The 21,863-nt window shown below is 66.6% G+C and carries 16 protein-coding genes and 7 pseudogenes; 13 read left to right on the top strand and 10 right to left on the bottom strand.

Annotated elements, in window-relative coordinates:
- Positions 1–182: 182 nt before the first annotated feature.
- From RV986_RS44190 to RV986_RS44175, 4 genes are all read right to left on the bottom strand, one after another.
- Positions 183–596: a nuclear transport factor 2 family protein gene (locus RV986_RS44190; protein WP_475922745.1), complete on the bottom strand. Its 414-nt coding sequence runs from the start codon at positions 594–596 to the stop codon at positions 183–185.
- A 118-nt stretch (positions 597–714) separates the two neighbouring features.
- Positions 715–1,476 carry a pirin family protein gene (locus tag RV986_RS44185; protein ID WP_475922744.1) on the bottom strand — a complete coding sequence of 254 codons (762 nt, stop codon included), beginning with the start codon at positions 1,474–1,476 and terminating at the stop codon, positions 715–717.
- Between the two features lie 128 nt (positions 1,477–1,604).
- Positions 1,605–2,003, bottom strand: a complete 399-nt coding sequence (locus tag RV986_RS44180) for a nuclear transport factor 2 family protein (RefSeq protein WP_475922743.1) — start codon at positions 2,001–2,003, stop codon at positions 1,605–1,607.
- A gap of 500 nt (positions 2,004–2,503) precedes the next feature.
- Complete coding sequence (locus tag RV986_RS44175) at positions 2,504–3,001, bottom strand: cupin domain-containing protein (protein WP_121413285.1); 498 nt, start codon at positions 2,999–3,001, stop codon at positions 2,504–2,506.
- A gap of 148 nt (positions 3,002–3,149) precedes the next feature.
- Between RV986_RS44175 and RV986_RS44170 the strand changes: the two genes are divergently transcribed.
- From RV986_RS44170 to RV986_RS44160, 3 genes and pseudogenes are all read left to right on the top strand, one after another.
- A complete protein-coding gene (locus RV986_RS44170) occupies positions 3,150–3,791 on the top strand; it encodes a TetR/AcrR family transcriptional regulator (protein WP_475922742.1) in 642 nt (213 codons plus the stop codon).
- An 893-nt stretch (positions 3,792–4,684) separates the two neighbouring features.
- Positions 4,685–6,919 (top strand): ATP-binding SpoIIE family protein phosphatase, encoded by a 2,235-nt coding sequence (locus RV986_RS44165; RefSeq protein ID WP_475922741.1) that lies wholly within the window; start codon positions 4,685–4,687, stop codon positions 6,917–6,919.
- Positions 6,920–6,976: 57 nt separating this feature from the next.
- Positions 6,977–7,441: pseudogene (locus RV986_RS44160) on the top strand (MOSC domain-containing protein); the annotation flags it as partial.
- Between the two features lie 105 nt (positions 7,442–7,546).
- On the opposite strand, the gene istB reads toward RV986_RS44160, so the two are convergent.
- Together istB and istA are read right to left on the bottom strand one after the other, a co-directional pair.
- Entirely contained in the window at positions 7,547–8,320 is a 774-nt protein-coding gene (istB, locus tag RV986_RS44155) for an IS21-like element helper ATPase IstB (protein WP_475920473.1), read from the bottom strand.
- Positions 8,317–9,856 (bottom strand): annotated as a pseudogene (istA, locus tag RV986_RS44150) (IS21 family transposase). Before istA ends, istB begins: the two are co-directional and overlap by 4 nt.
- A gap of 252 nt (positions 9,857–10,108) precedes the next feature.
- Between istA and RV986_RS44145 the strand changes: the two are divergent.
- A pseudogene (locus RV986_RS44145) lies at positions 10,109–10,177 on the top strand (hypothetical protein); the annotation flags it as partial.
- 302 nt (positions 10,178–10,479) lie between these two features.
- Here the strand turns inward: RV986_RS44145 and RV986_RS44140 are convergent.
- Positions 10,480–10,692 (bottom strand): hypothetical protein, encoded by a 213-nt coding sequence (locus tag RV986_RS44140; RefSeq protein WP_475924752.1) that lies wholly within the window; start codon positions 10,690–10,692, stop codon positions 10,480–10,482.
- On the opposite strand from RV986_RS44140, the pseudogene RV986_RS44135 reads away from it, so the two are divergent.
- A pseudogene (locus RV986_RS44135) lies at positions 10,691–10,915 on the top strand (sulfurase); the annotation flags it as partial. The gene RV986_RS44140 and the pseudogene RV986_RS44135 sit on opposite strands and share 2 nt — an antisense overlap.
- Positions 10,812–11,315 (top strand): 2Fe-2S iron-sulfur cluster-binding protein, encoded by a 504-nt coding sequence (locus tag RV986_RS44130; protein ID WP_475924654.1) that lies wholly within the window; start codon positions 10,812–10,814, stop codon positions 11,313–11,315. The pseudogene RV986_RS44135 and the gene RV986_RS44130, both read left to right, overlap by 104 nt.
- A gap of 109 nt (positions 11,316–11,424) precedes the next feature.
- Here the strand turns inward: RV986_RS44130 and RV986_RS44125 are convergent, their stop codons facing one another.
- On the bottom strand, positions 11,425–12,174 hold the full coding sequence (locus tag RV986_RS44125) for a glucose 1-dehydrogenase (protein ID WP_475922740.1): 750 nt from the start codon (positions 12,172–12,174) through the stop codon (positions 11,425–11,427).
- 466 nt (positions 12,175–12,640) lie between these two features.
- On the opposite strand from RV986_RS44125, the gene RV986_RS44120 reads away from it, so the two are divergent.
- The 5 genes and pseudogenes from RV986_RS44120 to RV986_RS44100 all read left to right on the top strand — a co-directional run bounded on the left by RV986_RS44120 (position 12,641) and on the right by RV986_RS44100 (position 18,508).
- Positions 12,641–13,510 carry an IS5 family transposase gene (locus RV986_RS44120; protein ID WP_475922739.1) on the top strand — a complete coding sequence of 290 codons (870 nt, stop codon included), beginning with the start codon at positions 12,641–12,643 and terminating at the stop codon, positions 13,508–13,510.
- A gap of 567 nt (positions 13,511–14,077) precedes the next feature.
- Positions 14,078–14,812 (top strand): beta-phosphoglucomutase family hydrolase, encoded by a 735-nt coding sequence (locus tag RV986_RS44115; RefSeq protein WP_475922738.1) that lies wholly within the window; start codon positions 14,078–14,080, stop codon positions 14,810–14,812.
- Positions 14,809–17,217 carry a glycoside hydrolase family 65 protein gene (locus RV986_RS44110; RefSeq protein ID WP_475922737.1) on the top strand — a complete coding sequence of 803 codons (2,409 nt, stop codon included), beginning with the start codon at positions 14,809–14,811 and terminating at the stop codon, positions 17,215–17,217. Before RV986_RS44115 ends, RV986_RS44110 begins: the two co-directional genes overlap by 4 nt.
- 117 nt (positions 17,218–17,334) lie before the next feature.
- Positions 17,335–18,158 (top strand): annotated as a pseudogene (locus RV986_RS44105) (IS5 family transposase).
- A 23-nt stretch (positions 18,159–18,181) separates the two neighbouring features.
- Positions 18,182–18,508: a hypothetical protein gene (locus tag RV986_RS44100; protein WP_475922736.1), complete on the top strand. Its 327-nt coding sequence runs from the start codon at positions 18,182–18,184 to the stop codon at positions 18,506–18,508.
- Between the two features lie 21 nt (positions 18,509–18,529).
- Here the strand turns inward: RV986_RS44100 and RV986_RS44095 are convergent.
- Positions 18,530–18,640, bottom strand: a pseudogene (locus RV986_RS44095) (IS982 family transposase); the annotation flags it as partial.
- Positions 18,641–18,797: 157 nt separating this feature from the next.
- Between RV986_RS44095 and RV986_RS44090 the strand changes: the two are divergent.
- Positions 18,798–19,307: an ISL3 family transposase gene (locus tag RV986_RS44090; protein ID WP_475922735.1), complete on the top strand. Its 510-nt coding sequence runs from the start codon at positions 18,798–18,800 to the stop codon at positions 19,305–19,307.
- The gene (locus RV986_RS44085; protein ID WP_475922734.1) at positions 19,195–19,713 is read left to right on the top strand and encodes a transposase; all 519 of its coding nucleotides are present in this window, start codon (positions 19,195–19,197) and stop codon (positions 19,711–19,713) included. Before RV986_RS44090 ends, RV986_RS44085 begins: the two co-directional genes overlap by 113 nt.
- Before the next feature lie 977 nt (positions 19,714–20,690).
- Here RV986_RS44085 and RV986_RS44080 read toward each other — a convergent pair.
- Positions 20,691–21,523 (bottom strand): annotated as a pseudogene (locus RV986_RS44080) (alpha/beta fold hydrolase).
- Between the last annotated feature and the right edge of the window lie 340 nt (positions 21,524–21,863).

Genomic DNA, 21,863 nt, shown 5'->3' with positions numbered 1-21,863 from the left:
GTGCCTCCTGCCATTGAACGGTGCGGCCCCTCGGCCGCCGTTGCGGCGTGCCGTGGACGCCCTCATCCCACACCGGGCGGGTCGTGATCGCAACGTTTCCGGGTCCATCCGGCGGGTGCCAGCGCCCAGCGCCATCGTGCTCCTCACCGCGGGCAAACTGGGGTGAGGAGCGCGCTGGAACGTCACGCAGGGATGTCCGCCACTCCGTTTGGCAGCATCGCGCGCGCGGCCCGGACCAGGTCCAAAGACTCGCGGAGGAGCTTGATCTTTCCGTTCTCGGCCACCAGGCGTCCGGCGTAGGTTTGGCTGAAGGGACGGCCAGTGGTCGTGGTCCTCTCCACCGACCACTCTCCGAAGACCTGATCTTCAGTTTCGATCAGGATGTCCACCGTGTCGAAACCGAAGCCCGGGACGACTTGAAACAGACCGGTCATGAACTCGCGAATTGCTTCGGGACCGACCGTTCGGGTCGGGAGGCCGATGGATTCGAGGTACGGAAGTTCAAGGACGCCGTCCTCGGCGAAGAGGGACGAGGTGACCTCTGGGTCTGCGATGTTGTCCGTGTAGGCGAGCAGCAGCTCGCGGGCATTCATCATGTGTTGCTCATTTCGCTTTCCCTGGGCTTCCCAGTGGCGGACGTTCGACTCGGGCGGCGCAGATATGTTTCTGGCGCCCGATGCGGCGTGCGTGAGGTCCCAGGAGCGCCAGGAGGGCTCACCGGAGAATCACAGTGGCGTCCATCTCCCACATGAGCACCTCCGCGCCCCGATCTGCTGCGGTGATCCGCTGGCCCTCGGCAGCCGTGATCCGCGCCGCGTCTCCTTGAGTGAGCGGACCGCAGCCTTCCAGGGAGAGCGCGCCCTTGGCGACGAAGACATGGACGAACGGCGCGGTCGCGATGTGCAGGGACTCGGCGGGACGAAGCCGTGCGACGTGCAGTGCGGCATGCTTTTGACGGATGCTGATGGCCCGGGTGCCGGAGTGCTTGGGCATGCCCGAGGCCAGGGTGGCCCATCCGCCTTGTGTGAGCTGGGCGTTGATGTCCAATTGCTCATACCCGGGAGACACGTTGGCAGTGTCGGGCAGGACCCACATCTGGATGAAGTGCACGTCGTTGTTGTGTTCGGGATCGCCGGTCAGCGTCCACGAGTCGTTCTTCTCACTGTGAAGGATGCCCGAGCCGGCGGTCATGCGCTGGGCGAGGCCCGGATAGATGATTCCGTTGTGGCCGGTGGAGTCCTGGTGGACAAGCGCGCCCTCCAGCACCCAGGTGACGATCTCCATGTCCTGGTGAGGATGGGTGTCGAACCCCGTGCCAGGTTTGACGGTGTCCTCGTTGGACACGAGCAGCAACCCGAAGTGAGTGTTGGCTGGTTCGGGTCGGGCTCCGAAGGAGAAGGAGTTCCAGGACCGCAGCCAGTCGGTGCGGGAGAGGCGGCGGGAGGAGGAACGGTGTATGTCGATCGCAGCGCGCACGACGGTTTCCTTGAAAGATGTGGAGGCCGGGGCTTCTGCGTGGGGGCGGCGCAGAGTCAGCCGCCGGCCACCGCGGCTGCGGCACGAGGGGCCTGATCGGTGTCGTCGAAGGAACGGAGGTCAGGCCCTCACTGCGCGTATGCCTGCGCGACCTTGAAGGTGTCTTCGTAGAGGTAGAGCTTGACGATCTTGCCGTCGGCGACCTGGAGGTGCATGGCGATGGGCATCTGGTACGAGCGGCCCGTGCTTCGCGCCATCCGGGAGAACTCTCCGAGGAGGACTGCGTGGTCACCTTCCACGACGAGAGCTTCGACGTTGTCGACGTTTTCCTCCGGCACGATGTTCTCGCCCAGTGTGCGGAGGTAGTCGGCGACCTCGGCGCGCGTCGTGCGCCGGCCCGTCCAGGGCAGTCGGGGGGATCCGGGCACGTACCAGTCGATCTCCTTCGCGAACACTTCGGCAACGGCGTCAGGGTCTCCGGCGGCAAGCAGCCCGAGGAACTTCTCGACGACCTCGCGTGTAGTCATGATCAGGGAACCTTTCACGGAGAGGGGTGCGGGGGAGGCGCATCCGGCGCTTCACGCCACTTACGGCGCTGGTGGCCGCTGCGCGTCAGAAATCGGAGGACCACAAGGGCGCGATGGCCCGGGGCTCCGCAACGTCTCTGTCGAGTAGAACAGATTCGGACCGGCCGGTCAAGAATTGTCGGGCGGCGTGATCCCGGGCGCATCGCGCCGCTTCGACGGCGTACAGAGTTCGCGATTGCAAGCGTTGCGGCGAGCGCGGGTTGCCTCGTGACGGTTGCCGTAAGAGGCGGCCGAGCGCTCCGTTGCGGGAGACGAGACTGTGGTCATCGCCCATCACGTCTGGGTCAGCATGCTCTCCGCGCCGCGATGGCGAACGGCCCTGAGGCCGATGATCCGCGCCCTTTGCCGACCCGGGAGCGGCCAGGCGTCGATGCCCAGTTGCCGGGCCTGTCCGGACCGGCAGGCTGATCCCGCCGCTCGCCGGGACCGCCTTTCGCGAGCTACTGGCCGGGGCGGTCCAGATCTGCGGGGATCATGCCGGGCGGGCCGAGAACGACATCGCCGAGTTCCTCGGTCACCGCCATGAACAATTCCGCGTCCAGCTCAGTCTCCGGCGTGGCCAGGTGAAGCGGTGTGGCGGCCCGAGCGATGAGCTCGGCGAATCCGGCCGGCGAGCTGATGTTGAGCGCCCGGGCCCCGTCGGGGCCGGACTTGATCGCGTGAGGCACGTCCCTGGGAATGGTGAAGAAGTCACCGGACCGCAGCGTCACGGTGTCGGGCCCGGCCCACACGGTCAGCGAACCAGAAACCACCCACAGCCGCTCCTCGTACCGCGTGTGCAGGTGCAGCGGCGTCGCCGCACCCGTCTCCATGACGGAGTCGGTGACGTCGTGGCGTCCCTCGGTCTCCGCTCCGGAGGTGAGGATGGTGACCCGCAGCTCCTGCCCCAGGACATACTGACGTGCCGCAGCGCCGGTGGCAGGCGTGAAGAGACTCATGATGGGTGACTCCAGACAGAGAAGACGGGGGCGCCCGGCACGATTGGTATGGGGTGGGCCGGGTGCAGACGATCGCAGGGAAAGGCACCCAATATTCAATAGATGGTACCTATATCGAAAGTAGCATGCGTTGGTTGAAGATGGAACTATGAGCAGTCGGCCGGGCGACCGGCGGCCCTACCGTGCCGGCAGGCGTGCCGAGGCGGCCGCGGAGACACGGGCGGCCATCCTCGCCGCCGCTCTGCGCCTCTTTCTGGAACAAGGCTATGGAAAGGTCACCGTCAGCGACATCGCGCGGGAGTCCGGAACGGCCGTTCCCACGGTGTACGCGAGCACCGGAGGCAAGGCCGCGATCCTGGCCCACCTCATCGGCGAGGGCATGGCCGACCCGATCGTCGACGAGACCCTCGCAGCGGTGCGCGCCTCATCCGATCCCCGGGAGACGGTCGCCGCCGCTACGCATGGGGTCCGGATCGACAACGAGCGGTACTCCGCCCTCCTCCAGGTACTGGTCACAGCGGCCACACTGGACGAAACCGCCGCGGAAACCCTCACCGACGCCAATCGCGCTTACCGCGAGGCCCTCGCGGTCGTGGCCGGCCGGCTGGCGGATCTGCATGCCCTGCGCGAGGGCCTGACGCAGGGCCGCGCCACCGACATCCTGTGGTTCTTCCTCAGCCACCAGTCCTGGCGCCTGTACGTGGCGGACTGCGGCTGGTCATGGAACGACACCGAACACTGGCTGGCAGAACAGGTCTCGGCCACCTTGCTGGGTGACCGCATCGACTGATGGCGGGCAAGCCGCCGACGCACGTCCACGTCAGGTGGCATGGTGAGCTGGAGGACCAGGCGAGGTAGGGACAGCCGGCTGCGGTGGCGGCACAGCAGCTACCTGTCTGGTGGCTCGCACCGCGTCAAGGGCCGGCTCACTCCCTACACGACCTTCCTGACGCACGAGCTCGCGCGTATACCAGGCATGCCGATCCGGGAATTTGATGTACGGGAGCATATGGCGTGATAGCGGGTACGCCGGGCACGGAATCATTTGCGCGCATTCCGGGCGATGTGAACCGAACTCGGGGAACGGTTGCGTCGCGCGCCCTGGGGTGTGACTCGCGGTACGGCCGGCCGGGCTCGTGCGCATACTGCATCGGCGTCAAAGTTACGTACGGTGCCGCGAGCAACGAGCTGGGGCCCACATCCGCGTCGGGGACCGGTTGGAGGCGCCTGGCTCAGGGCGACAATCCGGTGCTGCTCCTGTCGGCAGGGATCGGCGTGACAGCCGTACTGGCCATGCTGCACAGCCTCGCTCACGGCCACTCCGCCCGCCAGGTGCTGGTGGCTGCACGGAGCGAGGCTGTTCGCTGAGCGCCGGGAGCGTCGTGACGGTTGTGCTCAGAGGCGGGCGAGCCGTTCATTCAGCGAAATGAGAACGCCGTCATCGCCCATGACGGCTGGGTCAGCGTGCGCTGTGTGCAGCGATGACGAACGGCCTGGTCGCACGGCGGCACCGGAACGCCATGCCCACCGACCGGGATGAGCAGCGCAGGGGGCTATGCGCTCAGCTCTCCGGGCCCTCCCACACATGGTCTCTCCCGGAACGTGGACCGTATCCTCGAAGGGAGCCCGGACTTAACCGCGGTCCCGTGTCCCACCCGAACGCACCCCACGAGTGGGGGAAATGTGGCAGGCAAGCAGGAGGCTGGTTACAGCCACCAGGACATGATCCCCCCTGTGGTCCTGACTGGCAGGGGTCGAGTATTGACCGAAGTCTTCTACCAGCTGGTGCAGGAGCTAGGTGCATTCCACGGCATCGTTTACCTGGCATCACGCGAGCGGGACCAGCTTTTCTCAGTCGCCGTCGGGGGAGCACCGCCTGGTATCTTCGCCGTGCCCGAGTGCATTCTCTCCAATAGCCCCTATACCTCGGCCGTCGCATACCGCACAGCTCGCACAGTGTCCCAAGCCGATCTCAAGGACGAATACTCGCTGAGGCTGATGCCTTACCCCCACTACGTCGTTGCTGTGCCGCTGACAGTCGGTGACGAGACATTCGGAGTGCTCACAGGTCAATGGGCACCAACGGATCCCCACGAGCAAAGACGTATCCTTTTGCGGATGGAGGAACTCGGACGCAATTTCGGACCCGAACTAGCCAAGCATTTTCTTCGCTACGCGGGCGTATGGCCGAGGGAATCCCCGCTGATCATCCCGATGTTTCCTCGCTCTTCGACAGCGGACGGCCCAGACCTCAGCGGAGAGCATCGCTGGGGTCTTAGCGACGTCCCAGGATCTCCAGCGCTCTCGAAGATGTATCAGGTCCATAAGCTGTCAGCGGCTCTTAACGAAGCATTCGAACTGGGCGCCGTGATGCGAGCCGCCCATGAGTGCATGATGCACCCGTTCGGCGCTCAGTCCTTCGTGGCAGTGATCGCTCAAGAAGGCAGACTGCGAGTCGTCGGACATGCCGGGGCCACGGACGTGGCCCGAGCTCTGCACGGGGCCAGCCTCGACCGGAGGCTTCCGGGCGCAGATGTGCTGCGTACGGGTGTGCCCCTGTTTCTGCCCGATCGTGAGGCAATGCTCGCGCTCTACTCCGACACTGAGATCGGAAACCTCCAAGCGGCAGCGATCATCCCCCTCGTCGCAAGCGGCGGCCTGCAAGGAAGCTTCCTGCTCGGCTTCGAGACCCCACGACGAGTCTCGGCGGAGGAGCAAGCCGTCCTGCTGATGATGACGACGCAACTCGCCGTAGCCACGGAGCGTGCCCATCTCGGTGAGAGCAAGCGCGCTTTCACCGACGCACTTCAGCAGAAGCTCCTCCCGCGTACCCTCCCGGAATTCCCTGACGTGGCGGTTACGGCTCGTTATGTGCCGGCCGAGTCCGTCGCCTCTGGCATGGGCGGCGACTGGTACGACGCCATCCCTCTCCCGGGTGGCCAGATCGGCCTGATTGTGGGTGACGTTGAAGGTCACAATGCCGACAGCGCGGTGATCATGGGCCAGCTCCGGAGCGGGTGCCGCGCCTATGCGGCGGAAGGACATAAACCCGCCGACGTACTGTCCAGATCCAGTGATCTGCTCACTGAACTGGATACCGACCTCTACGCTACCTGCTGTTTTGTGCGCATCGATCCTGAAAGCGGCATCGCCGAAATAGCCCTGGCCGGCCATCCTGCTCCCCTGGTGCGATGCCCGCTCTCTGGGATCCTTGTTCCGGATGTACCTGCAAACGTTCCGCTTGCCGTTGTGCCCGGCCACGTATATGTCAGCAAGGAGATCGACATCCGCCCGGGTACCCTTTTCTTTCTGTATACGGATGGCGTGGGTGGCGATCCCGTGTCCGATGCTCACGCTCTTCTTGCGTCCGTCGGTAACGCTGGTTGCCACTCCCTGCATGAACTTGCCGACGCCCTCGTCGCCAATGCCTCGAAGGGTGGCCGGAGATCGGACGATCTCGCACTCCTACTCGCCCTTTACGAGGGAAATCTCATCGGGTCAGCCGACCGGGTCGCCCGGATGGCCATCAAGAAGCGCGACATCCGAAGTGTGAGGTCCGCGCGGAAATTTGTAAGGAACTATCTGCTCAGTCGGGAGCTCGAGGCGCTGATCGACGATGCTGAGATCATGATTTCCGAAATCGTCACCAATGCGCTGATCCATGCTGACAGCGATGTCGAAGTGATGCTCCGAGAGTATCCTGACAGAATTTACTTCGAGGTCCGTGACACGGATGCCAGGCCCCCTGTGCCCACCTCCGTTATCCATTCAGATGAGGAGAACGCTGTGGCAGAGCACGGAAGGGGGCTCGACATCGTAGAAGACCTCTCTGCAGCCTGGGGAACCTCCCCTCATGGTCATGGAAAGTCAGTGTGGCTTGATCTCAGAAAGACGGGGGCGTTGCGAATTTCCGGCTGATCATAGTCGCTTCCCTGCCACAGCTGCAGGGGAAGCCGCCACAGGAGAGGTGGCGTGGTGGCCACGTTGACAGCAGTGAATGTCGGGATGCCGAAAGACGTTCCCTGGCATGGCAGGACCGTTTACACCGGCGTCTACAAGCACACGGTTTCCGGGCCGCGGATGGTGCGACGGCTGAACATCGACGGGGACGGGCAGGGAGATCTGGGCGGGCACGGCGGTGAGCAGCGGGCGGTGCTGGTGTACCAGCTCGACTCGTACCGCTTCTGGGCGAAACAGCTGGGGCGCGACGACCTGAGTCCCGGCCAGTTCGGTGAGAACTTCGCCGTCGACGGCCTGCCTGACGACGAGGTCTGCATCCGGGACCGCTACCGCATCGGAGAGGCCCTCTTCGAGGTCACCCAGCCCCGGGTGACCTGTTACCGGGTGGGCCTGCGGATGAGAGAGCCGCGGATGGCGGCACTGCTCGTGGCCCACCACCGCCCCGGCTTCTACCTCCGTGTGATCGCGGAGGGCGAGGTCGATGTCAACGGTCATTGAGATGCCCAGGTAGGTGGCCGTTGGAGGCCCAGGCTGGTGGCCATCAGAAAGCCAGGCGTGTGGCCGGTGGTGTTCCTGGGGTGGGGGTCAGTTCAAGGGGACCACTCCCTTCCCTGCGAGGGCCTCGGCGAGGCGATGCGAGTCCCCGGTGGTGTTCACAAGGTGTGCGTGATGCATGAGGCGATCGGTGCTCGCGCCCGCGAGAGTCTTCGGCATGATCGTGTCGAAGCCCGAGGGGTGGATGTTGCTGGTCACCGCGATGGACCGGCGCTCATAGGCGGCATCGATGATCCGGTAGAACGCCTCGGCGGCGTCCTCACCGACCGGCAGCAGGCCAATGTCATCAATCACGATCAAATCAGCCCGGCAGATCCGGGCGACAGTCCGTGCGGTGGACCCATCGACCTTCGACTTGCCGATCGCGGCGCTCAGCGTCTCCAGAGTGAACCAGGACACCCGCATGTCGGTTTCGATCGCAGCCTGGGCCAGGCCCTCGGTGAAGTGGCTCTTGCCCGTCCCCGACGGGCCGGCGATCACCAAGTTTTCGGCGCGGCCGATCCATTCCAGGGTGGTCAGGGAGTTCTGGGTGGGTTCGGGGATGGTGGAGTCCTCGGCCCGCCAGGAGCCCAGGGTCTTGCCGGTGGGGAAGTTCGCCGAGTGGCGGCGAAGACGCCGGGTGGCCGCGTCGCGGCCGGTGACCTCCTCGGCTATCAGCAGCCGCAGAACCTCGGCGGGGTCCCAGCGTTGGGCTCGGGCGGTGGCCAGGACGTCCGGGGCCGCTTTGCGCATATAGGGCAGGCGCATCCGGCGCATGAGCTTGTCGAGTTCCTCGGGGATCGCGGGCGGGTTGGGAAAACTCATGGAGGTGCCGTTCTCTTGGGTGAGGTGTCGTCAGAATGATGTGGTGGGCTGCGTGTTGGCTCAGTTGCCCAGGGCCTGCCAGCCGATGGTTCCGTTCTGGACGGAGTGGGCTTCGTCCGCGCGGACGACCTCGCCGGCGGGCTTGCTGTCCGCGATGTGTCCCAGGATCGAGAGCAGGTCGTCGTCGGCGAAGCGCCCGGCCGTCGCCGCAAGTCCGAGGGCCTGGTCGACCTTGTCGTTGCCCAGGACGGTGGCCAGCTCGACCGCGCGGGCCATCTTGGCGCGGATACGGACCGCGCCGGCGGGTCCGGCTTCCTTGAGCCAGCGTCCGGCTCCGGGGCCGATGCCCACGAACGCGATCTCCGCTTCCGAGCGGGGCCGCAGCCTGGGCTGGTGGATGCTGCGGCCGTCGGGATGGTCGGGATAGTGGGCGTCGATGATCTGCGGAACACCCGGGGTGGAAAGCCTGTGGCGCCAAATCTCCGAGAGATCACCGGAGTTGGTACGGGCGGTGATGGAGAGTTCTTCGCCGACCACCCGGCACCACACCCTCACGCCGGTATAGCCCGGCGGGGTCGAGTAGCGCACCGCGTTGAAGCTGATCGTGCGGTCCGAGCCGACCAGCCTCTCCTCGCCCAGCGCGAGCGCGAGCGGCTCGATGGGCAGGACATGCAGCGTGGTGCGTTCGACGTCCAGACGGCTCGCGGGTATCTGTCCGGTCGCCCGGTGACGGCGCGAGTTCACCGCATCGCACCAGGTCAGGCAGGCATCGGCGAGATCGGTGAAGGTGTCGTAGGCGGCCAGCAGGTTCGCGCTGGTGGGCACCAGGTCGGCCTTCGCGATGCGGACCGTGGCCTCCGCACCGCCCTTCGACTCAGGGTCGTAGGGCACGCAACTGACCACCTGGCAGCCGTAATGCCGGCCTGCGGCGACCATCTGCGGATGACGTACCGGGATCCCGGCGATGTGCTCGACGGTCACCGTTTTCGCGTTGTCGGTCAGCACATACGTCGGAGCCCCGCCGATCCGCCTGAGCGTGGTGTCCAGGCAGGCCACCAGCGTGCCCAGCGTGCAGTCCCAGACCGGGATCACAACTCGGAACCGCGACCAGGACAGCCACGCGCAGAACAGCCAGGTCCGCCGGCCGCCGATCCGCGGCCCCTCACCCCAGTCGAACTGCAGCCACCGGCCCGGCTCGGGAATCCACGGCCGGTAGGTGCGGCGCTTACCCGCCTTCCACGCGCTCTTCGACGCGTTCACCGCACGCCTCGTCGAACGCTCGCTGCCCCGGTAGCCCATCTTCACGAGCTTCTCGTGGACCACATCGGCGCGGATCGTCGCCTTCGACTGCTCGACCCACTCCTCGACCTTCTCCCCGAACGCGTCGATCATCTTCGGCCGGGGCTCTCGCTCATAGGGATTGCGCCCGCCGTTGCGGGCCTCGACATACCGCTTGACCGTCTTCGGGTCGTGCCCCGTCAAGGCCGCCGCCGACCAGACCGTCCCGGTCAGGTCGTACGCCTCAAGGATTTCCATAATCTCCGTGTCAGACTTCGTCACAGGACCTCTCCGGCCGGTAGCTGATGCGCGCAAACACCAGCAAACGGTCGGAGGGGTCTCCTCCAGTTAAGGAAGTGATCAGGAACACCACTGGTCAGACGGCCATCCACCTGGAATTCCGGTGGCCATCAGCCTGGACTCGGCTGGCCGCACATCTGGACTTTGCCACGGCCGCCGTCAGTCGAGGCCGGCCAGGAGATCGTCAAGGTCGCCACCGGGCCCGAGGCGATGACCGTCGAGGAGATCGACCGGGTGCTCTACCTGCCCGGGCACACTCGCGAGCAGGTAGAGCGGGCCCTGCGGATACCCGCACTCAGTCCCGGTTGGCAGGGCTCCATGCGGACGCTTCTGGAACAGTCCAATGGCGAGGGCCGCGGTTCCTCGGGCAGCGCGGGGCTCAGTGCCGCGGCTACCGCTCCGCCGCCTGCCTGGCGGGGCTTCCGGCCGCTGACCGTCGCACGCATACAGTCCGAGAGCCGCAGTGTGTTTTCCATGCACCTGGCAGCCGCTGACGGCTCCGAGTTGCCGACCGCGCTGCTGGGCCAGTTCCTCACCGTGAAGGTCCAGCCCGAGGGCGACGTGCCGCCGCTGGTCCGCAGCTACTCGCTGTCCGGCCGGCCGGCCGCGGGCGCATACCGCATCAGCGTCAAAGTCGAACCGTACGGTGCCGCCAGCAACGAGTTGCGGGCCCACATCCGCGTCGGCGACCGGTTGGAGGCCACCGCGCCCCGCGGCACCTTCTGCCTGGCCCAGGGCGACAATCCGGTGCTGCTCTTGTCGGCGGGGATCGGCGTGACACCCGCACTGGCCATGCTGCACAGCCTCGCTCACGGCCACTCTGCCCGCCAGGTGTGGTGGCTGCACGGAGCGAGGAACGGCACCGAGCATCCCTTCGCCCAGGAGAGCCGCGACCTGATCGCCACACTCCCCAATGCCCGGTCGACCGTCTACTACAGCAGACCGACCGCGGCGGACCGCGAGGGCGTCGACTACGCGGAGGCGAGCCGCTTGTCGGCCGACCGCGTTCGCGGGCCCGGCCTGCCGACCGACGCCGATGCGTACCTGTACGGACCCGTGGGCTTCATGGACAACGTCACCGCCGCGCTCATCGATTCGGGGCTGGAGGCCGGCCGGATCCATCGCACCCGCGCCCCACCAGCCCCCGGGCCCCGTCGGCAGCGGACCCGAGGTCTCCTTCGCCCGCAGCGGTCTTCACGTTCCCTGGAACGACGTCCAAGAGTCCCTGCTCGAACTTGCCGAAGCCTGCGATGTCCCGGTCCAGTGGTCGTGCCGCACCGGCGTGTGCCACACCTGCGAACTCGCCATGATGTCCGGCACCGTCGACTATTACCCCGACCCCGTCGAGCCGCCGGCCGAGGTCAACATCCTGATCTGCTGCTCCAAGCCCACCGACGACGTTGTCCTGGACCTGTAGCGCAGCCGAATCGTGGTCTGGATGACTTTCATCGGCCTGACCAGTGCGTTCACCGGCCTGTGGCGCCGGCTGCGGATGCGCCGGTCACAAAAAATGGTCGAAGCGGCGGTCAGATCTGGTTGAGGCCACCGTCGACGAAGAGCTCGGCTCCGGTGATGAAGCTGCTCTGGTCGCCGGCGAGGAAGAGCGCGGCGGCAGCGGCCTCGTCAGGGCGGCCCATCCGGCCCAGGGGGATCTGACTCACCAAGAATGCCTGCATCTTGGCGGCCTCCTCCGCGTCGGCAGCCAGGCCGGAGTTGCCAGGGGTGTCGATGGGACCGGGGACGAGGGTATTCACACGGATCTTTCGGCCCTTGAGCTCATTGGCCCAGGTACGAGAGAAGGAGCGGATAGCCGCCTTGGACGCGGCGTAGACGCTAAAGGCTTCGGCACCTGAGGTGGCGGCGGTCGATCCGGTGAGAATCACCGACGCGCCATCGTTGAGCAGGGGAAGCGCCTTCTGAACGGTGAAGAGCATCCCCTTCACATTGATGCCGAAGGTCGAGTCGAAGTGCTCCTCGGTGACCTGCTCAAGAGTGGCGAACTCACCGCCGCCGGCGTTGGCGAACAACACGTCGATCCGGCGACCCTGCTCAGCGACAGCCGCGTACAGACGGTCGATGTCGCCAAGGTCGGATACATCGCTCCGGACGGCGGTGGCGCCCTGGCCGATCTCGGCCAGCGCGGCGTCAAGAGCCTCCTGACGACGGCCGGTGATGAACACGTGTGCGCCCTCACGTGCGAATCGCTTGGCAGTTGCCAGCCCGATCCCGCTGTTACCGCCAGTGACGATGGCTGTCTTGCCCTCAAGCTGTCCCATGATCAAGGCTCCTACTCGGCGTGGATGGCCTTGCCACCCACGCGATGACTGTCGCTACAGGGATGAGTCCCGAACCGGGTGTCACGGGCTCAGTTTTGGACTATACGGTAAAGAACCTGGTTGCGGACCGTGCGGTCAAGAAATGTGACGCGGGCGACGTCGCCCGGGGCGGCTCCGAAGCCGCGCACCAGCCCTGGCAAGGCCGTCTCGCAACCGCGCGCCAGTGATCCCGCACTGGGCCGGATCTCCTGCAGTGGACCGGGCGGCCGACCGGACCCCAATGAGTGAGCCCTTGCAGTGAGCAGACCCTGCAGCAGCACTGTGCACCCCCCGAGGCTGCTATGTCGTGTCAAGCCGCTTGAGTAAGAGCTCGCGCATATAGGCGGTGTGAGGAACCCGGCAGCAAGGCGGGCACAGGTCTCGGCGATCATGAAGTTGCGACGCTCTGTGACCACTGGGGAGACCTGTGCCCGTTCTGCCGTCATGGCTGACCGACCCGCTCTGGGACCAATTCGCGGCGCTCCTGCCGCAGCGCCCGACGGTCGATCCAGCCCATCCGCTGGGCTGCCACCGCCCGCGCATCAGCGACCGGATCGTGTTCGACAAGCTGCTGCAGCTTTTACGGTTTGGCTGCTCGTACGAGGCGATCGCCGACACCACCTGCTCGGCGACCACCATCCGCAACCGCCGTGACGAGTGGATCCAGCTCGGCACCTTCGCCCGGCTCAAGCAGATCGCGCTGGAGTCCAACGACCGGATCGTCGGGCTCGTGCTCGACCAGATCGCCATCGACGGCTCCATCACCAAGGCCCCCGGCGGCGGCGAGGTCGCCGGGCGCTCACCGGTCGATCGAGGCAAGCAGGGCTTGAAACGCTCGGGCATGACGGATGGCTACGGAATACCGCTCGGCAGAGTCCTGGCCGGAGCGAACCGCCACGACTCCCCGCTGCTTGCCCCGACCCTGGACCGGCTGGAGGACTTGGGGCCACTACCCGACAACATCACCGTGCACCCGGACGCCGGCTACGACTCGGACAAGACGCGCACTGAACTCGCCGCGCGCAGTCTGCACGGCCGCATCGCGCACAAGGGCGAGAAGGCGCCGATCCAGGCCAGCCAGCGGTGGCACGTCGAGCGCACCCACGCCTGGCAGAACGCCTTCCACCGGCTCGCCCGCTGCTATGAACGCCGAGCCACGGTCATCGACGCCTTCTTCGACCTCGCGGACACGATCATCACCGTCCGTAGCCTGATCCGCCAGGCATGGACGACCCACCGCTGGGACGACCGCCCGAACCGCCGCCCACGAGCGCACGCCTATCTGCGCGAGCTCTAAGCTCCTTGAACTCCGGCGCTTCGCGCCTCCGTGCCAAGGATGCGTTTCCCTCCCCGGCTGAAGCCGGGGATACCCACGCAAGATTAGGGATGGCATGGCCGCCGGCCATGGACGATTGGTTTCGGCAGACAGGCAGTGGGGGCGCGGTTCGATTGAGGGCCCGCCGGCGCGCAACAGCTCGCGGCAGATGTCGCGTATCTGGCGGTCGTCGACGTGTTGTCCTTCGCGGCTCGGTGGAAGTGGAGTCCGGGACGCGGGTCTTCCGAGCGATGCCCGGCGGGCAGCCTGCGCCCCGCGCAGGAGGACCTCGTCGGCCGCGACCGACGGCCCGGCCAACGCCACCATCGCCCGCGAGCTACGTGTGCACTATGTGGAGGGACTGATGCACCCCGGCGGTCCCGGGGTACTCGTCTGTTGCACCCGGCCGGAACCGGGAGGATCGTAATTCATGGGCACGGGCGCAGTCGGGAAGTTGCCGCACGCCGGACAAGGCCCCCAGCGCAGAGCGGCAAAACATCACAATGCTCTCTGCTGAGCCGGTCACGTTCTCCGGGGAGGGTGTACTCAATGACCCCGTACGGCCTGCCGGAATCGGTTGAAGCGTGCCTGTTCGATCTGGACGGTGTCATCACGAAGACGGCCGTCATACATGCGGCTGCCTGGAAGCAGACGTTCGACGACTTCCTCCTCCGGCACGACGGATCCGGCTTCACGCCGTTCGACGCCACCCAGGACTATGACGAGTACGTGGACGGAAGGCCGCGCACCGACGGGGTGCGCAGCTTCCTCGCCTCGCGCGGTATCAAGCTCCCCGAGGGCTCCCCGGATGACGAGGGGGATACGGTGCAGGGTCTAGGGAATCGCAAGAACGATCTGTTGCTGGAGAAGATCCGCACGAAAGGTGCCGAATCATACCCGGGCACCATGCGCTATATCCGGAGGGTCCGGCAGCACGGCCTGAAGACAGGCGTTGTGTCCTCCAGCGTGAATTGCCGGGAGATCCTGGTGTCGGTGGGGGCCGAAGCGCTGTTTGACGTTCGCATCGACGGGCTGGTGGCCGCGGAGCGCGGGCTTCCCGGCAAACCGCATCCCGATACGTTCCTGGCCGCCGCCCATGATCTGGGCGTCACAGCCCGGGTGTCGGCTGTTTTCGAGGACGCACTCGCCGGGATGGACGCCGGCCGGTCCGGCCACTTCGGCTATGTCGTAGGGGTCGACCGGGTCGGCCAGGCGGACGCCCTGCGCGCCCACGGCGCTGACATCGTCGTGCAGGACCTCGCGGAGCTGGAGCGCCGGGGATGATCACAGACACTTGTTTCGCCGTCGATCCCTGGGCCCTGAAGGAAACGCCTCTCAACTTGGATCTGCTGCCACAGAGCGAATCGGTCTTCGCGCTCTCCAACGGTCATGTCGGCTGGCGCGGAAACCTGGACGAGGGCGAGCCTCATGGGCTGCCCGGCTCCTACCTCAACGGCTTTCACGAGTTGCACCCGTTGCCCTACGCGGAAGGAGGGTACGGCTACCCCGAGTCCGGCCAGACCGCGATCAACGTCACCAACGGCAAAATTCTGCGGTTGCTGGTCGACGACGAGCCCTTCGACCTGCGCTACGGCAGGCTCCGCGCTCACGAGCGTGTGCTGGACCTGCATGCCGGTCTTCTCCACCGCAGCTGTACGTGGACCTCGCCGGCGGGCCACACGGTCCGGGTGCGCTCCACTCGGATGGTCTCCTTCACTCAGCGCTCCATCGCCGCCGTCGCCTACGAGGTCGAAGCCGTCGACATCCCAGTGCGCATCGTGGTGCAGTCCGAACTCGTCGCCAACGAACAACTTCCCGCAGTCGCGGGCGATCCCCGCGCCGCTGCGGCCCTGGAGTCACCACTCGATGCGGAAGAGAACCACGCGCTGGGAAGCCGTCTGAGTCTGATCCACTGCACGCGCAACAGCAAGCTGCGGGTCGCGGCCGCAGCCGACCACACCGTACGGGGGCCCGCGCAGACGCAGACCAGTGTCGAGAGCAACGACGATGTCGCGCGCCTGACGGTCACATCGCTGCTGGCCCCCGGCCAGCAGCTGAGGATCAACAAGCTGGTCGCCTACGGCTGGTCACGCATCCGTTCCTTGCCCGCCGTACGGGACCAGGTGGAAGCCGCGCTCGCAGCAGCCGGCAGCACCGGCTGGCAAGGACTGGTGGACGAGCAGCGGCACTACCTGGACGAGTTCTGGGCACGCTCCGATGTCGAAGTTGACGGAGACGAGGAAATCCAGCAAGCCGTGCGGTTCGCGCTGTTCCACGTGCTGCAAGCCGGCGCCCGCGCCGAGCAGCGGGCCATCCCCGCCAAGGGGCTGACCGGCACCGGCTACGACGGCCACTCATTCTGGGACACCGAGACCTTCGTCCTGCCGCTGCTCACCTATACCTCGCCCGGAGCCGTCGCCGAGGCGCTGCGCTGGCGGCAAAGCACCCTGCCAGCGGCCCGGGACCGGGCGCGGCAGCTCGGGCTGCGCGGAGCAGCATTCCCATGGCGGACTATCGACGGTTCGGAGTGCACCGCCTACTGGCCGGCTGGCACTGCCGCGTTCCATGTCAACGCCGATATCGCGGACGCCGTCATCCGCTACGTCTCCGCCACCGGCGACGAGGACTTCGAGCAGACCAGTGGGGTGGAGCTCCTCGTGGAGACGGCCCGGCTGTGGATGTCGCTGGGCCATCACGACCACCGCGGCACCTTCCACATCGACGGCGTGACCGGTCCGGACGAGTACAGCGCGGTCACCGACGACAACGCCTACACCAACCTCATGGCCGCCAAGAACCTGCGCGGAGCGGCCGACAGCGCCGAACGCCGCCCCCACCAGGCGGCGGCTCTTGGCGTGGACGACGAGGAGACAGCAGCCTGGCGCGACGCCGCGGAAGCCATGCACCTGCCCTACAACGACGAACTGCAGGTGCACGAGCAGCATGCCGGGTTCACCCGCCACCAGCCGTGGGATTTCGCCGCCACCCGGCCCGACCAGTACCCCTTGCTGCTGCACTTCCCCTACTTTGACATCTACCGCAAGCAGGTGGTGAAGCAGGCGGACCTGGTGCTGGCCATGTACACGTGCGACCAGTCTTTCGACACCGAGCAAAAGGCCCGCAACTTCGCCTACTACGAACCGCTGACGGTCCGCGACTCGTCGCTGTCCGCATGCTGCCAAGCGGTCATAGCAGCGGAGGTCTGCCATGAACACCTTGCCTACGACTATGTCGTAGAAGCGGCACTGATGGACCTGAATGACCTGGAGAACAACACTCGGGACGGGCTGCACATCGCCTCACTGGCCGGAACCTGGATGGCCCTGGTCTGCGGCTTCGGAGGCATGCGCCACAACGGCGACACGCTGTCGTTCATGCCCCGACTACCCGAGAAGCTCAGCCGGCTCACCTTCCACATGGGGATCTGGGGCCGCCGCCTGCGCGTGGAGATCAAGACAGGGACCGTCACCTACACCCTGCTGGCCGGCACAACGATGACAGTCCGGCACCACGGCGAAGCACTCACCCTCACCGTCGGCTCCCCTGCGAGCCGCCCCGTCCCCGACTCAACCCTGCGCCCAACCCCCGAACAGCCGCAGGGCCGCCGCCCTGGTCACCCCGGCAGCAACGCGGAGGGCTGTGAAAGTCGGGCGCCGACACACAGCCAAACGACTCCTCGCACTCACTGAGCAGGACACGATCTCAGAAGCGTGTATGTGGGTTGGTAGGTGATTTGTCGTCACCTGAATGTGTGGAACTGCGGCATCCCTGCCGGTCGGCCGGCTTGGGGTGCTGGGCTGAACACTGTGAGCGAGCGCAAGCCCTACAACACCGACCTGTCCGACGCACAGTGGGCGCTGATCGAGCCGGTGATCGCCGCGTGGAAGGCCGCACACCAATCGGTCAGCGGCCACCAGGGCCGGTACGAGATGCGGGAGATCGTCAAGGCGCTCCTCTACCAGGGCCGCACCGGCGGCCAGTGGACCTGCTTCCGCACGACCTGCCGCCGCGTGGCGCGGTGATGTACTACTTCACCAAGTGGGGCGACGACGGCACCGACCAGACCATCCACGACCTGCTGCGCTGGCAGGTGCGGGAGAAAGCGCGGCGGAAGGCGGACCCGAGCCTGGTGGTGCTCGGCCCGGAGCGTGGACGCCGCGGCCGGGGTGCCCGCTCAGTCGACGGGGCGTGATGCGGCAAAAAAGTGCCGGGCCGCAAGCGCGGCCTGGCCGTTGAGTTGGGCCTGGTGATCGCGGTGGTGGTGCTCGCCGCGTCCGTGCACGACAACGCCGCCGGCATCGCGCTGCTGGACAGGGTCGTCGCCGACACCGACACCGTTCAGAAGTCCCTGGTCGACCAGGGCTTCAAGAACGCCGTCGTCGCGCACGGTCAGACGGTGGGCATCGAGGTGGAGATCGTCGAGCGCAACCCGGCCCGGACCGGGTTCGTGCCGATCCCCAAACGGTGGATCGTGGAGCGCGCATACGGGATCTTGATGCTGCACCGCAGGCTGGTGCGCGACTACGAGCACCAGCCGCGCAGTTCGGAGTCGCGGGTGTACTGGGCGATGACCACGGTGATACTGCGCCGGCTGACCGGGGCCACTGCTACGGCCTGGCGCAGTACATGACCGGGGAGCTGACCCTCGGGGCCGTGCCAGCGCGATTGGAGGAACTGGAACGGCAGATCGCCGCGCAGGCCGAGACGACGACGGAGCAGATCGCGCAGCTGACCGCGCGGCTGGACGAGCTCGGCCGGGCCGCCGAGGAGGACCGGATCACCCGCAAGGCGCTGCTGGAGCTGCCCGATCCGGCACCGCCGGCGCCACCGGCCCCGAAGCTGCCGGACCATCCGGCCTACCAGCAGATCATGGCGGTGTTCGCCGCGGCAGACACTCCGCTGCGGGCGCGGCAGGTGTGCGAGGGGATGGACCACCACGCCAGTGCTCTGGCCCGGACGGGGCCGGTCGCGGGCTGGTAGAGGTCGTGGTTGGAGCCCGCTGGAACTCCGGTCCAGCATGGCTTGCATCATCGCGAGGGTGACCAACTCGGCGTCCGTGAGCTGCGGGGCTATCCCCACGGCCGGCCGCCACGGCGCCAAGTCCGGACGCTCCGGCCTGTCCTCGCAAGTCGTTCACCGAGCAGATCCCGCAGATCCCGGCCGGCGCCCGGCTGACCGGGAGGCTGCGCAGTGCGGCCGGGCGCCGGATACGGGACGCCGGCGCCACGGTATCCAGGCCGCCCGCGATCTGCATCTGTCCTGGCCGACCGTGTTGGACGCCTTCAAGGCCGCCGCCCGCCAAGTCCTCGAAGCACCGCTGCCAGAGGTCGAGGTGCTGGGCATCGACGAGAACCGGCGCGGACGCCCCCGCTGGGAACAGCACCTCGACAGCGGCAAGTGGCAGCTGACCAGGGACCGGTGGCACACCGGGTTCGTCGACGCGCTTGGTGTCGGTGGCCTGCTCGGCCAAGTCGAGGGCCGCACCGTCGCCGACGTGCTGGCCTGGCTCGCCACTACCCCCCTGACCTGGCGCAAGAACATCCGGCACGTCGCCATCGACATGTCGGCCACCTACCGCGCCGCCCTGCGCACCGGCCTGCCCCACGCCACCGTCGTGGTCGACCACTTCCACGTCGTGCAGCTCGCCAACAAGATGCTGCCCCCTGGTGCGGCGCCGCACCACCGCCGAAGTCCGCGGACGACGCGGACGCGCCACCGACCGGAATGGAAGGCTCGTCCAGCAGCGGGTTCCACATCTTCGCGAACTGCTCGTCGGTGAGGTCCTCGCGGTTGCGCAGCAGACGCCTGCGAGGGAAGGTCAGACAGACACTGCTGACCGCCTGGATCGCCAAGGAAAGCCTGCGCCACCCCTCCTTGCTCTGGCCCGCACCGGCGCCGATCGCCACCGCATCGGCCAGGCCCGCTACAAGTTCCTCACCTGGTGCGCGGACGCCGACATGCCGGAAGTGCGTACCCTCGCCACCACCGTGGACCGCTGGTGGAACGAGATCGCCGCGTTCATCGACACCGGCCACAACAACGCCAAAAGCGTGGGCATCAACCGCGTGATCAAGCTCGTCGCCCGCGCCGCCTTCGGGTTCCGCAACGCCACGAACCAGCGGCTACGTACGCGCTGCGTCACCACCCGCCGAGCCCGCGGACACCTCCGCACCGCTCAACTTTGAAGACCCGGGAAAGACCCGCTGGTCGGGGAAGCCAGCCGAGGCGGTCAAGGGCATGGTGGCTCTGTACGCGACAGGGAGCAGCAATTCGACAGCAGCTTCGGAGGCACTGCAGCGGCGGGTGCTCGCCGGATGTTCACGGTGCCGGACAGCAGCGCGGGGCATCCAGGAAACGACGAATGGGGTCCAGCTGTCTGGCGGGGACAAAGACGCTGACTACGGGGACAAGCGGTCTGTGGTGGCTGCGCCGTTGTCGGCGGAACAGCACTCAGCCAGGACCCAGGGCTTCGGCGTAGTCGGCGGGCGTCCGTTTCGTGACCACTTGCGGTGAAGGGAGCGCGAGCGGACGGTTCCTGTCTCATGTCCATTGCGCCTCGGTGGCCTGCGTCTCCGCGCACCGTCGGGCGGAGACAGCCGACGGTGCCGGGGGATGATCCCCTGCGTGGCTGAAGAGACAGGTGCAGATGCGGACGACGCTCGTGCATGGGATGAGCGGCTGGGCTGGGCGTTCGGGCTGATAGCAGATGATCCGGCTGCGAGGAGTGCGGCACGATACGGCCACCGCGATCATGAACGTTTGTGACGATGTATCAAGCGCGGTGGCCGTGGAGGCCACGATAGTCGAGCGGGCGTGTCAGAAGTTCGGGACGGCGATGGCGGTGGTCTCGGTCTGCTTCGCGCGATGCGAGACGCGCACGACAGCGGGGAGTTGGTCGCCGGACCGTTGCGACGCCGCCCTGGTCGTTGAGCCAACATGCCCGTGTGGTTGGCCATGGCCTGGGCGAATCAGCCGCTCGGGGACCCGCATCTGGACGGACTGTAATGGGAGCTGCCGCAGGCCCTGAAGAGCTGAACCGAGGGCGGGCTCGCGCCCCGGGCTCTGCCGGGTGGCCTGCCGCCGCTGCTTCCTCGACGCAGCCGATGGCCCCGCTGGCCCGCCGGCACAGGGATCACCGCCCGGATACCGCGCTTGCGGGAGCTTAACTGCGTGCGAAGGCCAGCAGGTCCTGGTTGAACTGTTCGGCGAACTTGGGGATCATCGACAGGCCGTGTGGGGCGCCCGGGTAGACCTTGAAGGTCGCGTCCTTGACCAGTTTCGAAGACTTGTTGCCGGCGGCCACGATGGGAACGATCTGGTCGTCGTCGCCGTGTGCGATCAGGGTGGGGACGTCGAACTTCTTCAGGTCCTCGGTGAGGTCTGTCTCGGAGAACGCCTTGATGCAGTCGTAGGCGCCCTTGATGCCCACCGACATCGACCAGAGCCAGAACTCGTCGCGGGTTCCCTGGGTGACGGTCGATCCCTCGCGGTTGGCGCCGTAGAACGCTGCGCTGAGGTCCTTGTAGAATTGTGAACGGTCCTTTGCGACGCCCGCTCGGATCTCGTCGAAGACCTCGATCGGCAGTCCTTCGGGGTTCGCTTCGGTTTTCAGCATCAGTGGTGGGATGGCGCTGAGCAGTACGGCTTTGGCGACCCGGCCGGAGCCGTGCCTGCCGATGTAGTGGGCGACCTCGCCGCCGCCGGGCCGGTCGAGTGTCCGACCAGGATGGCGTCGTGCAGGTCGAGCGTTTCGATGAGCGATGCCAGGTCGTCGGCGTATGTGTCGAGGTTGTTCCCGTCCCAGGTCTGACCGGAGCGTCCGCCCCCGCGCCGGTCGTGGGCGATCGCCCGGAACCCGTTGTCCGCCATCAGTTTCAGCTGAGGGTCCCATGCGTCGGCGATCAATGGCCAGCCGTGCGAGAACACGACCGGCTGACCCGATCCCCAGTCCTTGTAGAAGATCTCTGTACCGTCTTTGGCAGTGACGAAGGGCATGGTGCGGTTCCTTTCGAAGATATCCAGAACGCCACGCTGGTCCGGATTCCGGGGTCCGGTCGGAAAACTGAGGTCAAGCCGCCGACCAACAGCGGACCTGCGAGAATCGACGGGGAAGGCAGGCGGTCGAAGGCGACCGGAATGAGCACGCCCTCTTAGCCACGGTACTCAAGAGGTAGCACTGGCTTCATTCACGACTCGCGGCAGCCGCAAGGGCGATTCACGACTACTGGAGGCGGTCCTGGCTCAGGGATTCGGCGTAGTTTGATGTCGTCCGTTTTGTTCATGTGAGGCCGAGAAGGGCAAGGGGCCGGGTTTGGGCTCGGGCTGCCCGTCGGAG

It is taken from the genome of Streptomyces sp. RLA012 (genome assembly GCF_056270325.1).
The sequence above is the reverse complement of the archived record's forward strand: the minus strand, read 5'-3'. Positions and strand labels throughout refer to the sequence as shown.

Bases quoted from the DNA above. Each gene is read 5' to 3' on its own strand.
- RV986_RS44180 (WP_475922743.1), bottom strand. From the start codon at position 2,003: ATGACTACACGCGAGGTCGTCGAGAAGTTCCTCGGGCTGCTTGCCGCC.
- RV986_RS44190 (WP_475922745.1), bottom strand. From the start codon at position 596: ATGATGAATGCCCGCGAGCTGCTGCTCGCCTACACGGACAACATCGCA.
- RV986_RS44125 (WP_475922740.1), bottom strand. From the start codon at position 12,174: ATGGGACAGCTTGAGGGCAAGACAGCCATCGTCACTGGCGGTAACAGC.
- RV986_RS44175 (WP_121413285.1), bottom strand. From the start codon at position 3,001: ATGAGTCTCTTCACGCCTGCCACCGGCGCTGCGGCACGTCAGTATGTC.
- RV986_RS44110 (WP_475922737.1), top strand. From the start codon at position 14,809: ATGATCACAGACACTTGTTTCGCCGTCGATCCCTGGGCCCTGAAGGAA.
- RV986_RS44140 (WP_475924752.1), bottom strand. From the start codon at position 10,692: ATGGCCAGTGCGGGTGTCACGCCGATCCCCGCCGACAAGAGCAGCACC.
- istB (WP_475920473.1), bottom strand. From the start codon at position 8,320: ATGAGTTTTCCCAACCCGCCCGCGATCCCCGAGGAACTCGACAAGCTC.
- RV986_RS44130 (WP_475924654.1), top strand. From the start codon at position 10,812: ATGCCCGGTCGACCGTCTACTACAGCAGACCGACCGCGGCGGACCGCG.
- RV986_RS44170 (WP_475922742.1), top strand. From the start codon at position 3,150: ATGAGCAGTCGGCCGGGCGACCGGCGGCCCTACCGTGCCGGCAGGCGT.
- RV986_RS44115 (WP_475922738.1), top strand. From the start codon at position 14,078: ATGACCCCGTACGGCCTGCCGGAATCGGTTGAAGCGTGCCTGTTCGAT.